The sequence below is a fragment of the Streptomyces sioyaensis genome, from assembly GCF_004122735.1.
GTDB lineage: Bacteria > Actinomycetota > Actinomycetes > Streptomycetales > Streptomycetaceae > Streptomyces > Streptomyces sioyaensis.
The window spans coordinates 41,499-55,956 of the sequence record NZ_SDIF01000015.1 but is presented as its reverse complement, the minus strand read 5'-3'; the positions used below and the strand labels follow the sequence as shown (position 1 = coordinate 55,956).

Genomic DNA, 14,458 nt, shown 5'->3' with positions numbered 1-14,458 from the left:
CCGGCCGCCCTCCGGTCTCCCACCGAACACACAAGGAGCCCACCCGTGTCCACTGAGCCCACCGCGTCCGACGCACCCGGTGGTTCCCGCGAGTCCGCCGGGTCCACCGGATCCACTGGGTCCACCGCGTCCCCGCAACCGACCGAGGAGAAGTACCGCGACTACCTCAAGCGCGTGACCGCCGATCTGCGGCAGACCAAGCAGCGTCTGCGGACCGAGCGTGAACGGGCCGCCGAACCCCTCGCGATCGTCGGCATGGGGTGCCGTTTCCCCGGGGGCGTGCAGTCGCCCCAGGACCTGTGGGAGCTGGTGGCCGCCGAGGTCGACGCCATCGGCCCGCTGCCCGCCGACCGGGGCTGGCCGCTGGACACCCTTTACGATCCCGACCCGGACCGCCCCGGCAAGAGCTACGTCATGGAGAGCGGGATTCTGCACGACGCCGCCGGATTCGACGCCGAGTTCTTCGGGATCTCACCGCGCGAGGCCCGGGCGATGGACCCGCAGCACCGGCTGCTGCTCGAAACCTCCTGGGAGGCACTGGAACACGCGGGAATCCCGCCGACCTCGCTACGGGGCAGCACCACCGGCGTGTACGTCGGGCTGTCGCCCTTCGGCTACGGCCCCCAGTCCGCGGAGGTCCCCGCCGACGCCGAGGGTCACGTCGTGACGGGCGGTGCGCCGGCCGTCGCCTCGGGACGGATCTCGTACCTCTTCGGTCTCGAAGGACCGGCGATGACCGTCGACACCGCCTGCTCGGCGGGGCTGGTCGCCCTCCATGTGGCCGGTGAGTCGCTGCGCCGGGACGAGTGCGACCTCGCCCTGGTCGCCGGGGCGGCCGTGATCGCCACCCCGATGGTCTTCACGGAGTTCAGCAAGCAGCGCGCGCTGGCCCGGGACGGCCGTTGCAAGGCGTTCTCGGCCGACGCGGACGGCACCAGCTGGTCGGAGGGGTGCGGTGTGCTCGTCGTGGAGCGGCTTTCCGCGGCCCGCCGCAACGGCCACCAGGTACTGGCCGTCGTCCGGGGCTCGGCCCTCAACCAGGACGGGGCGTCGAACGGCCTGACGGCGCCGAACGGCCCGTCGCAGCAGCGGGTGATCGAGGCCGCGCTCACCGCCGCCAGGGTCTCCGCCGACCAGGTGGACATGGTGGAGGCGCACGGCACCGGCACCCCGCTCGGCGACCCGATCGAGGCGCAGGCACTGCTCGCGACGTACGGCCAGGGCCGCGGCGCCGACCGCCCGCTGCGGCTCGGCTCGCTGAAGTCCAACATCGGCCACACCCAGGCCGCCGCCGGCATCGCCGGGGTCATCAAGACCGTCCTCGCGCTGCGGAACGGGGTCATGCCCAAAACCCTGCACGTGGACCGGCCGACCACCCAGGTCGACTGGTCGGCCGGCCATGTCGAACTGCTCCGCGAGGCACTGACCTGGCCGGAGGTCGACCGGCCCCGCCGGGCCGCGGTGTCCGCGTTCGGTGTGAGCGGCACCAACGCGCACGTCATCCTCGAATACGACGCCCGCACCGCCGAGCCCGACACCGACACCGACACCGACACCGACGGCGACACCGAAGCGGAATCCACCGCACCGGCCGCGTCGCCGGGTCCCGTCCCCGTCGTCCTGTCGGCCAGGTCGTCCGCCGGTCTCGCCGCACAGGCGGCCAGGCTCCGCCGGCACCTGCTGGCCACGCCCGACGCGGAGCCGGCCGACGTCGCCTGGTCGCTTGCCACGACCCGCGCGCACCTGCACCACCGGGCCGCGGTGGTGGCCCCGGACCGTACGGCTCTGCTGGCCGACCTGCAGTGCCTGGCGGACGGACTCGACCTGCCGCGGAACGTCGTCACCGGCACGGTGACGGCGAGCCGGAAGGTGGCCCTGATGTTCCCCGGCCAGGGCTCGCAGTGGCCGGGCATGGCCCGCGAACTGCTCGCGTCCTCCCCGGTGTTCGCCGAGTCGCTGCACGAGTGCGCCCGGGTGATCGACGAGATGGTCGACTGGTCGCTGATCGGCGTCGTGACCGGCGCCGACGAACAGCGCCTCGACGAGGTGGACGTCCTGCAGCCCGCGCTGTTCGCGGTCATGGTCTCCCTGGCGAAACTCTGGCAGTCCTACGGCATCGACATCCACGGCGTCGTCGGCCACTCCCAGGGGGAGATCGCGGCCGCGTACATTTCGGGCGCGCTGTCGCTGGCCGACGCCGCTCGGATCGTGGTCACCCGGTCCAGGCTCCTGACCAAGGTCGCCGGCCGTGGTGGTGCCCTGGCGGTCGGGCTCTCCGCACAGGCCGCCACGGACCGGATCACGCCGTGGGAAGGAAGGCTGTCCATCGCCGCCGTCAACGGGGCGGATTCGGTCGTCGTCTCGGGCGAGGCCGGGGCGTTGCGCGATTTCCAGGAGGGCTGCCAGGCCGACCGGGTGTGGTCCCGGCGCGTCGACGTCGCGGGCATCGCCGCGCACTCGGCCGAAATCGAGTCGGTACGCGACGAACTCGTCGCCGCCCTCCAGGGGATCGAACCGCGCGAGGCGGCCGTGCCCTTCTACTCGACGGTCACCGGCACCCGGCTCACGGGCCGGGAGCTGGACCCGGAGTACTGGTACCGGAACCTGCGGGAGACCGTACGGTTCCTGGACATCACCGAGGCGATGGTGGCCGACGGGTTCGGCTTCTTCGTCGAGGCCAGCCCGCACCCGCAGTTGACGGTCGGCACGAACCAGACTCTCAAGGCCGCCGAGTCCGACGGCACGGTCCTCGGCTCGCTGCGCCGCGACTCGGGCGGCCCGGAGCAGATGCTGCTCTCCCTGGGGGAGGGTTACGTGCACGGCCTCCCGGTGGACTGGACCCGCGTCCTGGAGCCGGGCGAGCGGGTGCCGTTGCCGACGTACGCCTTCCAGCACGAGCACTACTGGCTCACCGCCGCGGACACCGTCGGCGCCGTGACGGAGACCGACGCCCGGTTCTGGGACGCCGTGGAGCGCGAGGACCTGGAGCAACTGGCCGGCGAACTCGGCACGGACGCGGGCATGGCCGAGGTCCTGCCCGCGCTCGCCCGCTGGCGGCGCGAGGGGCGTCGCCGGTCGCGCCTGGACTCCTTGCGCTACCGGATCACCTGGCGGGCCGTCTCCGAACCGCCGTCCGCGGCCAAGGTCCCGGGCCGTTGGCTGCTGGTGGGCGACGACGACCGGACCAAGGAGGTGGCGCGGCTGTTCGAGGTGGCCGAGGTGCTGTCCTCGGTCGGCGCGGACCGTGCCGAACTCGTCGAACGGCTCGGCGGGGCGGACCCGTTCGACGCCGTGGCCTACGTCGGCCGGGACGCCGAACGGCTGCTCGTACTCGTCCAGGCCCTCGGCGACGTGGACGTCACCGCACCCCTGTGGTGTCTGACGACGGGCGCGGTCAGTACCGGCCCGTCCGACCCGCCGGCCGATCCCCACGGCGCGGCCCTCTGGGGGCTCGGCCGGGTCGTCGCGCTGGAACGGCCGGACCGCTGGGGCGGCCTGGTGGACCTGCCCGGCTCGCTGGACGACCGGAGCGCCGGGCTGCTCGCCGGAGTGCTGGCGACCGCCGACGATGAGGACCAGCTCGCCGTCCGGTCGAACGGCGTCTGGGCCCGGCGGCTCGCCCACGCCGCCACCGCCACGTCGCCGGGCGAGTGGAAGCCGTCCGGCACGGTGCTCATCACGGGCGGGACGGGGGCCATCGGAGGGGCGGTGGCCCGCTGGCTCGCCGAGCAGGGCGGCTGCTCGCTGGTCCTGATCTCCCGCCGTGGCCCGGACGCCCCCGGCGCGGCGGAGCTCGCGGCCGAACTGGCGGACACGGGCACGCCGGTCCGGATCATCGCCGCCGATGTCGCCGACCACGCTGCCATGGCGCGGGTGCTGGGCGACGTCGCCGAGGAGTTCGGGCCGTTGCGCTCGGTGTTCCACGCCGCCGGTGTCCCGCAGAGCACCCCGCTGGAGGACATGACGGTTGACGAATTCCAGGAGGTCGTCTCGGCCAAGGTCGACGGGGCCCGGGTGCTCGACGAGCTCCTCGGCGACACCGCGCTGGACGCGTTCGTCGTGTTCTCCTCGATCGCCGCGGTCTGGGGCAGCTCCCGCAGCGGCGCCTACGCCGCCGGCAACGCCTCTCTGGACGCCCTCGTCGAGCAACGCCGCGCCCGCGCCGCGGCCGGCACCTCGGTCGCCTGGGGGTTCTGGGGCGACGGTGGCATGGTGGACGCCGAAACGGCCCCGCTGCTGCGTCGCATCGGCCTCGTCCCGGTGAGCCCGCAGGACGGCATCGCCTCACTCCACCTCGCCCTCGCGAACGACGATGTGGCGGTGACGGTGGCCGAGGTCGACTGGGAGCCGTTCGCCGCCACCTACACCGCGGCTCGGCCCCGTCCGCTGATCGAGGACCTGGCGGAGGTGCGGCGGGCCGCCCTGGGCGGTGCGGCCGGGCCGCAGGTGGAGTCCGTACCGGCTGAGGTCTTCCGCCGCGAGATGCTGGCTCGGGGACCGGCGGAACGGCTGACGGCGATGACCGATCTCGTGCGTACCGAGGCGGCGGCGCAGCTGGGGTGGAGCGACGCCGAGCGCATCGAACCCCACCGCGCCTTCCGGGACCTCGGGCTGGACTCCCTCGCCTCGGTCGGCCTGCGCAAGCGGCTGGACGGCAAGACGGGGCTCAGAACTCCGGTGACCCTCGCGTTCGACCACCCGACACCCGCCGAAGCCGCCGCCTTCCTGCTCGCACTCCTGCTTCCGGAGGGTGCCGACGGCGACCCGGCGGTGAACGCCGAGAGCGAGCTCGACCGTCTGGAAGCGGCTCTCGCCGGCTGGGACGCGGGATCGGTCGGCCGGGCTCGGATCACCATGCGCCTGTCGAGCATCCTCGCCCGCTGGAAGGAGACCGGGCCGTCCGCCGCCCGGCCGTCCGCCGATGAGGACGCGGCGGACGCGAATCTCGCCGACGCCTCCGACGACGACATGCTCGACGCCCTCGGCCGCGAGTTCGGCATCTCCTGACGCGTCGTCTCCCGGCCCGACATCCGTGTGTCCCGAACAGGCACCGCCACGAAAGGCTTCTCCCGTGCCCCAAGACAAGAGCGCGTCCGCCGACGGACGGATGCGGCATTTCCTGACCGAGCTCACCGCGGAGCTGCGCCAGGCCAAGAAGCGGATCAGCGCGTACGAGGCCGAGGAGAACGAGCCGGTCGCCATCGTCGGGATGGGCTGTCGGCTGCCCGGCGGCGCGAGCAACCCGGCCGAGCTGTGGGAACTGGTCTCCACCGGCACGGACGCCATCGGAGCCTTTCCCACCGACCGCGGCTGGGACACCGAGCGGCTCTACGACCCGCTGGGCGAACAGCCCGGCACCACCCGGGTCCTGGAGGGCGGCTTCGTGTACAACGCGAGCGCTTTTGACGCGGGGTTCTTCGGCATCTCACCGCGTGAAGCGGTCGGCATGGACCCGCAGCAACGGCTCCTGCTGGAAACGACCTGGGAGGCCCTTGAGGATGCCGGGATCCTCCCCGCCGACCTCCGCGGCAGCCGCACCTCGGTCCATGTCGGCGCCGGCACACAGGGCTACGGCTGGAACATGTACGCCGACGACCGGGACACCGACGCCGAGGACCACAGCATCATCGGCGTCACCACCTCCCTCGTCTCCGGGCGCATCGCCTACACCCTCGGCCTGGAGGGAGCGGCCCTGACCATCGATACGGCCTGTTCGTCCTCGCTGGTGGCGCTGCATCTCGCCGTCCAGTCGCTGCGCCGTGGCGAGAGCGATCTGTCGCTGGCCGGCGGAGTGACGGTGATGGCGGCGCCGAGTGTGTTCGTCGAGTTCACCAAGCAGGGTGGCCTGGCCGCCGACGGCCGGTGCAAGTCCTTCTCCGACGACGCCGACGGTACCGGCTGGGCCGAGGGTTCCGGCGTCCTTGTCCTGGAGCGGCTCTCCGACGCCCGCCGCAACGGCCACCAGGTCCTCGCCGTGATCCGCGGTTCCGCGGTCAACCAGGACGGTGCGTCCAACGGCCTGACCGCCCCGAACGGCCCGTCCCAGCAGCGCGTCATCCTCGACGCCCTGGCCGGCGCGCGACTGGCACCGCGGGACATCGACGCCGTGGAGGCACACGGCACCGGCACGACGCTGGGTGACCCGATCGAGGCCCAGGCGCTCCTGGCGACCTACGGCCGGGACCGGGATCCCGACAGGCCGCTCTGGCTGGGCTCACTGAAGTCGAACATCGGGCACAGCCAGTCCGCGTCAGGCGTGCTGGGCGTCATCAAGACGGTGCAGGCCATGCGGCACACCACGCTGCCGCCGACTCTGCACGCGGCGACCCCGACCACAGCGGTGGACTGGAGCGCGGGAGCCGTCCAGCTGCTGACCGAGTCCCGTCCGTGGCAGAGCGAGGGGCGCCCGCGCCGGGCCGGGGTCTCCTCCTTCGGGATCAGCGGCACCAACGCGCACGTCATCCTCGAAGAAGCCGAAGCCGAAGCCGAGCCGGAGGTGCACGAAGCGGCCCCGGAAGGTCCGGTCCCGCTGCTCCTCTCGGGCCGCTCGGAGCAGGCGGTGCGGGACCAGGCGGAGGCGCTGCGCGCCCACCTGCTGCGCCGCCCCGCCGACGAGCTGTGCGATGTGGCCTGGTCGTTGGCCACCACGCGGACCGTGTTCGCACACCGCGCCGTCGTCGTCGGCGAGACCCGGGAAGCCCTGCTCGACGCGCTGCCGTCCGTGACCCCGGTGCTCTCGGGCCCCGGGCGGGTGGCGGGTCTCTTCTCCGGTCAGGGTGCGCAGCGGCCGGGCATGGGGCGCGAGTTGGCGGGGCGTTTCCCGGTGTTCGCCGCCGTGCTGGACGAGGTGTGTGCGGTGGTGGATCCGTTGTTGGGGCGGTCGTTGCGGGAGGTGATGTGGTCGGGGCCTGCGGAGGTGCTGGAGCGGACGGAGTTCGCGCAGCCGGCGTTGTTCGCGTTCGAGGTGGCGATGGCGCGGTTGTGGCAGTCGTGGGGTGTGGAGTTCTCGGTGCTGGCGGGGCATTCGGTGGGGGAGATCGCCGCGGCGTGTGTGGCGGGGGTCCTGTCGTTGCCGGACGCGGCGCGGATGGCGGTGGCGCGGGGCCGGTTGATGCAGGCGCTGCCGGAGGGCGGCGCCATGGTCGCGATCGCCGCGAGCGACGTCGAGGTCGAACTCCTCGCCTCGGGGGAACCCGCGGCTACGATCGCCGCGGTCAACGGCCCGGAGGCGGTCGTGGTCTCCGGTGCCGAGGAAGCCGTCCTGCGGATCGCGGACTACTGGCGGGAACAGGGCCGCCGTACCTCCCGGCTGAGGGTGAGCCACGCCTTCCACTCGCCGCTCATGGAGCCGATGCTCGACGACTTCGCGGCGGTCCTCGGCGAGCTGACCTTCCACGAGCCGTCCATCCCGGTCAGCCCGTCGGCCGACAGCTCGCGGTCCTACGCGTCCGCGGAGTACTGGCTCGACCACGCCCGCCACGCCGTCCGCTTCGCCGACGCGGTCCAGAAGATGCCCGCGGTCGACCTCTTTCTCGAACTGGGCCCGGACGCCGCACTGACCCCGCTGCTGGGCGCGGACCGCCCCGCGCTGGCCACCGCCCGCCGGGACACGCCCGAGGCGCTCACCCTCCTCCAGGCCGCGGGCACGGCACACACCCACGGTGTGGCGATGGACTGGCCGTCCCTGCTGGGCGCCGGACGGCGGGTGCCGCTGCCGACGTACCCCTTCCAGCGGCAGACGTACTGGCTCGGCGGCACGGCCTCCCCCACCGCCTCGAACGGCGCCCGTTCGGCGTCCGGCAACAGCCAGGAGGAGCGATTCTGGGCAGCCGTCGAGCAGGAGGACGAGCAGACGCTCACCAGCCTGGGCGCACCGGCCGAACTCGCCCCGGCTCTCCCGGCGCTGGCCCGGTGGCATCGTGAGGCCCGGTGGCAGAGCACGCTCGACTCGTGGCGTTACCGGATCGTCTGGCAGCCGATGGCCGAGCCCCGGTCCGTCGCACAGGTTCCGGGTACCTGGCTGGTGGTGGTGCAGTCGGGCGACGGCACCGGGGAGACCACCGCGGCGCTGCGTGTCCTGACGCGGATCCTCGCCGACACGGTGATCGTGGAGACCGGGACCGACCGCGAGGAAGCGAAGGCAGCGCTGGCCGGCGCCCTCGCCGACGCGCCCATGCTGGCCGGGGTCGTCAGTCTGATCCAGCACCCGGACGCGCTCCTGACCCTCCTTCAGGCACTCGGCGACGCGGGGACGGGCGCCCGGCTGTGGTGCTTGACCCAGGGCGGGGTGGGCACGAGCGACGGCGAAGCGCCGCGCAGCGCCCACGCGGGGGCGTGCTGGGGGCTCGGCCTGGTCGCCGGCCTCGAACACCCCGACCGCTGGGGCGGACTGCTCGACCTGCCGGTCCGGCTCGGCGAGCGCGCCATCGGCCGGCTCGCCGGCATCCTCGCGGGCGACGTGATCGAGGATCAGGTGGCGTTGCGGGACAGCGGCGTGCTGCTGCGCCGGCTGGTGCAGGCCCCCGCCCTGCCCGCGACCCGCGCCTGGAACCCGTCCGGCACCGTGCTGATCACCGGCGGCACCGGATCACTCGGCGCGCACGTGGCCCGCTGGCTCGCTGAGCGCGCAACGTGCTCCTTCGTCCTGCTCTCCCGCAGCGGGCCCGACGCGCCCGGGGCCACCGAACTCGTCGAGGAGCTGGAGAAGGCCGGCTCCCGGGTCCGCGTCGTCGCGGCCGACGTCGCGGACCACGCACGGATGTCCTCCCTGGCGGCCGAACTCGCAGCCAGGAGCGAACCGGTGCGCGCGGTCTTCCACGCCGCGGGCGTCGGCCAGAACACCGCGCTCATGGACATGACTCTGGAGGAGTTCCGGACCGTCTACTCCGCCAAGATCACCGGCGCCACCGTGCTCGACGAGGTGTTCGGCGATGCGCAGACCGACCTGTTCGTCCTCTTCTCGTCCGTCTCCGGGGTGTGGGGCAGCGGTCGCTACGCCGGGTACGCCGCGGGCAACGCCTACCTCGACGCCCTCGCCCGGATGCGCCGCGCCCGCGGGCTGACCGCGACGTCCGTCGCGTGGGGCGTGTGGGCGGACTCCCACATGGTCACCCCCGAGGCCGAACAGCAGTACCGGCGACGCGGGTTGATACCGATGCCCGCGTCCCAGGCGATCGCCTCGCTGGAACGGGTTCTCGACGCCGACGAGCTCACGGCAGTCGTGGCCGACATGGACTGGGACCTCTTCATGACCGGCTACGGCGCGGCTCGTCGGCGCCCGTTGCTGGAGGAGCTGCCGCAGGTGCGGGCCCGGCGCCCGCAGGAGGCGACCACCTCCGCCGCAGACCGGAACGACCTGCGGGGCAGGCTGGCCGGGCTGTCGCCGGCCGAGCGGGGGACCCTCCTGGACGACTTGGTGCGCGCCACTCTCGCCGAGGTGCTCGGTCACCCGGACCCGTCCGCCCTCGCTCTGGACCAGCCCCTGGTGGAACTCGGCTTCGACTCGCTCTCCGCCGTGCAGGTGCGCAACAAGCTGGGCCTCGCCACCGGGCTCTCACTGCCCGCGATGCTCGTCTTCGACCACCCCACGGTGACCGCCGTACGCGACTTCCTGGCTGCCGAGCTCGACGGCGCGGGACGCGACCGGACGGCACAGAAGACGGGCGGGGAACATGCGGACCTGGCCTCCGGGGCGGACGAGTCCTTCGCCGCCATTTACCGCAAGGTCGCGCTGCGGGGTCGGATGGAGGAGGTCGAAGACCTGCTGGGCAGCGCGTCCGGTCTGCGTGCGCGCTTCTCCGACGCCGCCGAGGCTCCGGGCGGCACGCGCTTCGTACGGCTCGCCACCGGCGGTCAAGGGCCCGCGGTCATCAGCTTCCCGCCCTTCGCGCCGGTGGAGCAGACCCTGCAGTTCGTCCGGCTGGCCAGCTTCTTCCGTGACCGGCGGGATCTGAGCATGGTGACCGTGCCGGGCTTCCTGAAGGGCGAACCACTGGCCGAGAGCGTCGAGGTGCTCATCGACGTCCTGGCCGAGTCGGCCAGGCAATGCGCGGCCGGCTCGCCCTTCGCACTGCTGGGGTACTCGTCGAGCGGCTGGCTCGCACACTGCGTCGCGGCCCGTATGGAAGCGCTCGGCACACCGGCCCAGGGGCTGGTGCTGCTCGACACATATCTCCCCGACGGTATGTCGGTGGCGCTGCGCCAGGCGATGACGTACGAGGTGAACGAGCGGCGGTCGCGGTTCACCAAACTGAACTTCACGACGATCACCGCGCTCGGTACCTACCGCAGGATGTTCCGCGGCTGGAGTCCGCAGCCGGTCTCCACGCCGACACTGTTCATCCGGCCCGAGGAGTGCATCCCCGGCGATCCCGGGCTCCCGCCGCTCACCGCGGAGTGGCGTACGCACTGGCCGCTGCCGCACACCGACGCGACGGTCCCGGGCGACCACTGCACGATCGTGGCGGAGAACGCCGAGGCCACCGCGGCCCTGGTCCACGATTGGCTGGACACCCTCTGACCGGCTCCCTGCCCCGATCCGGCCCCGTCGCCCTCGTATGGACGACGGGGCCGGCTTCCTGTGCCGCACTGATCGACAGACTGCCAAACAAGGCCGGGTGCACGGGAGTTGTCGCAGCGCAGAGCGAGGCCCGAAGGGGCGGGTGAGCTGTGCGGGAGCGCCTGGGCGGGCCACGGTGCCAAGACCCGCACCGGAAGGGAAAAGGGAGGAAAGGCTAGGGGAAGCTAGGGGTTATCTCCGCCACGACCCGGTCCGTACTGTTTGGCGCCAGGCAGGGAACCGGGAGTAAGGCCTATGTCTCCTCCACTCGTTCACCCGTGCCCGTCCTGTGCACAGGTGGTGGGTAATGGGGCCACGGTCCGATACCGCCACCGAAATTCTCGGCACCGGCGCGCATTCTCTCGCTGAAACGGTCTCGTCACCGAGGGCACCCGCACTCGCCCACACCGGCCGCCCATGAAACGACTCGAAGGACTCAACGGCATGGCTAAGCGCTTCTCCACCATCGCGGTGACAGGTCTCGGGACCACCGGGTCGGCGCTCGCGAGCATGGTCGCCCGTAGCGGCCGCCGGGTGATCGCCGTCGACACCGACGCCTCAGCTCTGGACCGGGCCGGTGCCCGGCTGGCCGACACCGGCCCGGGCACCATCGACCTCACCTCGCGCCCGGCCGACATCATGGCGGCGGACCTGGTGATCGAAGCGGTACCCGAGCGGATGACGACCAAGTGCGAGGTGCTCGGTCACGCGAACAACGCGTGCGCCCCGGGCACGGTGTTCGCGACGACGACCACCGGACTGGCGGTGACCGACATCGCCTTCGGCTCGGGGCGGCCCAGTCGCACGGTGGGGCTGCACCTGTTCCCCCAGGGGCCGATGGACCGGACGACCGCCGTGGAGGTCGTGGGTACGCCCCTGACGGACGGGTCCGTACTCACGGACGTCCAAGCGCTGATACGACACCTCGGGCAGGTCCCGGTGTCGGTGCCCGATCGCGCGGGATTCGTCGGCGGGGCCCTGACGATGGCCTATCTCAACGACGCCGCGACGATGTACGAACAGCGCTACGCCTCACGCGACGGCATCGACACCGCCATGAAGTTGGGCTGCGGGCTGCCGCGGGGGCCGCTGGCCCACCTGGACGCGATCGGGCTGGATGTCGCACGGGACACGCTGGACGCCCTCTACGAGCGCACCGGTGACCGCCGGTTCCTGCCCGCCCCCGTCCTGACGCACATGGTCGCCGCCGGCCTGCTCGGGCTGAAGGCCGGGCGTGGCTTCTACGACTACGGCGCCCCGGACGCCGACGGTGCCGCGGACCCGAGCGACGAGCTGCCGACGGCGCGCCCCGTACGGCGTATCGGTGTCGTGGGTTCGGGGACGATGGCCACCGGCATCGCGGAGGCCTGCGCACGGGCGGGGTACCCGACGACTCTCGTGGCGCGCAGCGAGGTCCGCGCCAAAGAGGCGCTCGCCGCCGTGGAGAACTCGCTGAACCGGGCGGTGCGGCGGGGCCGGCTGACCCCGGAGCAGCTCACCTCGTCGATGGAGTCGCTGACCGGTGTGTCCGGCCTGGAGGCGGTCGCCGGCTGCGATCTGGTGGTCGAGGCGGTCGTGGAGGACATCGGCGTCAAGCGGACGGTGTTCCGGGAACTCGACGCCGGGTGCGGGGCGCAGACCGTGCTGGCGACGTCCACATCGAGTCTGCCGGTCATCGAATGTGCCATGGCGACCAGTCGGCCCGAGGCCGTGGTCGGGATGCACTTCTTCAATCCGGCACCGGTGATGAAACTCGTGGAGGTGGTGCGGACCGCGCTGACCTCGCGCGAGACGCTCGCGGTGGCGCACGCGACCGCCTCCGCGCTCGGCAAGCGTCCCGTGGGCTGCGCGGACCGCAGCGGGTTCATCGTGAACGCGCTGCTGTTCCCCTATCTGAACAGTGCGGTGGCCCTGCTCGACGAGGGGATCCTCACCGCCGAGGACATCGACACGGTGATGACCCTGGGGCAGGGCTATCCCATGGGCCCGGTCCAGCTGCTGGACGTGATCGGTCTGGATGTGTCCGTGGCCATCCTGCGCACGCTGCACACCACGTTCCGGGAGCCACGCCTCCTGCCCTCGCGCCCTCTTGAACAGCTCGTGGAGGCCGGCCACCTGGGCCGCAAGCGGGGCAAGGGACTGCGGAACCACGGGCTCTGAGCCGGTTCGCACTTCGCGTCCGTCAGCGACACCAGTGAAACACCGTACTTTTGGAGGAAACCTCATGCGGGAGATCGTCAGCGCTGCCTTGTCGGAAGATGCGGTCGGTGCGGATTTCGCCGCCTTGCCGGTCCCGGAGTCCTACCGCGGTGCCGTCGTCCTGCGGGACGAGGCGGAGATGTTCCAGGGCATGGCGACCGCCGACAAGGAGCCCGCGAAGTCCCTGCGCGTGCGTGAGGTGCCGACTCCCGAGCCCGCTCCCGGCGAGGCCCTCATCGCGGTGATGGCCAGCTCCATCAACTACAACACCGTGTGGACCTCCATCTTCGAGCCGATGCCGACCTTCGGTTTCCTGCAGCGGTACGCGCGGTCCAACGAACCCGGCGCGCAGCGGCACGATCAGCCGTACCACGTGGTGGGTTCCGACCTGGCGGGCATCGTGCTGCGTACCGGGCCCGGCGTGCACCGCTGGAAGCCGGGCGACCGGGTCGTGGCGCACTGCCTGTCCGTCGACCTGCAGTCCCCGGACGGGCACGACGACACCATGCTCGACCCGGAACAGCGCATCTGGGGGTTCGAGACCAACTTCGGCGGGCTCGCCGAGCTGTCCCTCGTCAAGTCCAACCAGCTCATGCCGATGCCCAAGCACCTCACGTGGGAGGAGGCCGCCGCCTCCGGACTGGTCAACTCCACCGCCTACCGGCAGCTCGTCTCGCGCAACGGCGGGCAGATGAAGCAGGGCGACGTGGTGCTCGTCTGGGGCGCGGCGGGCGGCCTCGGCTCGTACGCCACGCAGCTCGCGCTCAACGGCGGCGCGACTCCGGTGTGCGTCGTGTCCGGAGAGCACAAGGCCCGACTCGTCCGGTCCCTGGGCGCCGAGCTGGTGATCGACCGGGCGAAGGAGGGGTACCGGTTCTGGAAGGACGAATCCACGGCTGACCCCAAGGAGTGGAAGCGCCTGGGCTCCCACATCCGGGAGCTGACCGGGGGTGAGGACCCGGACATCGTCTTCGAGCACCCCGGCCGGGAGACCTTCGCCGCCAGTGTGTACGTGGCGCGGCGCGGCGGCACCGTGGTCACCTGCGCCTCGACGTCCGGGTTCCGGCACGAGTACGACAACCGCTATCTGTGGATGTCGCTCAAGCGCATCGTCGGCAGCCACTTCGCCAACTACCGGGAGGCCTGGGCGGCCAACCGTCTCATCGCCAGGGGGATGGTCCATCCGACCCTGTCCACGGTGTACCCGCTGTCCGACGTCGGCATCGCCACGCAAGCCGTGCACCGCAATCAGCACGCCGGCAAGGTCGGGGTGCTGGGCCTGGCGCCCGCGGAGGGTCTCGGCGTCCAGGACGAGGCGCTGCGAGCGCGCCACCTGACAGGCATCAACCGCTTCAGCAGCCAGAGCAGTTGAGGCCGAGCCTGGCGCCCGCCGCGCATGACGAGAAGGAGACAGAGATGGCGTTTGCGCGTGTGCACCTCGACGAATCGAAGTGCGTCACCTCGGGGCAGTGCGCCCTGACCGCCCCCGAGGTGTTCGATCAGCGGGAGAAGGACGGTGTCGGCGTCGTGCTGACCGACTCCCCCGCCCCGGAGCTGCGCGACAAGGTGCAGGAGGCCGCGGCCGGCTGCCCCGCGGCGGCGATCCGACTGTTGCACCAGCCCCCGGACGGGTGGTCGGCGGCTGATTGAGGGGGCATAGGGGGGTGTCCGACAGCGCGCCGGACAGGCACGTTTGTCGAG

5 protein-coding genes are annotated in these 14,458 nt (G+C 72.2%); all 5 read left to right on the top strand.

The window, feature by feature from the left end; translation table 11 throughout:
- Positions 1-45: 45 nt before the first annotated feature.
- The 5 genes from EST54_RS07960 to EST54_RS07940 all read left to right on the top strand — a co-directional run bounded on the left by EST54_RS07960 (position 46) and on the right by EST54_RS07940 (position 14,407).
- Positions 46-5,007, top strand: coding sequence for a type I polyketide synthase (locus tag EST54_RS07960; protein WP_129246468.1), 4,962 nt, complete (start codon positions 46-48; stop codon positions 5,005-5,007).
- Between the two features lie 64 nt (positions 5,008-5,071).
- Positions 5,072-10,519, top strand: a complete 5,448-nt coding sequence (locus tag EST54_RS35830; protein ID WP_307825526.1) for a type I polyketide synthase — start codon at positions 5,072-5,074, stop codon at positions 10,517-10,519.
- Positions 10,520-11,002: 483 nt separating this feature from the next.
- Positions 11,003-12,718 carry a 3-hydroxyacyl-CoA dehydrogenase family protein gene (locus EST54_RS07950; protein ID WP_129246466.1) on the top strand — a complete coding sequence of 572 codons (1,716 nt, stop codon included), beginning with the start codon at positions 11,003-11,005 and terminating at the stop codon, positions 12,716-12,718.
- 64 nt (positions 12,719-12,782) lie between these two features.
- Positions 12,783-14,129, top strand: a complete 1,347-nt coding sequence (gene ccrA / locus EST54_RS07945) for a crotonyl-CoA carboxylase/reductase (RefSeq protein ID WP_129246464.1) — start codon at positions 12,783-12,785, stop codon at positions 14,127-14,129.
- Positions 14,130-14,173: 44 nt separating this feature from the next.
- Complete coding sequence (locus EST54_RS07940) at positions 14,174-14,407, top strand: ferredoxin (RefSeq protein WP_129246462.1); 234 nt, start codon at positions 14,174-14,176, stop codon at positions 14,405-14,407.
- Positions 14,408-14,458: the final 51 nt, after the last annotated feature.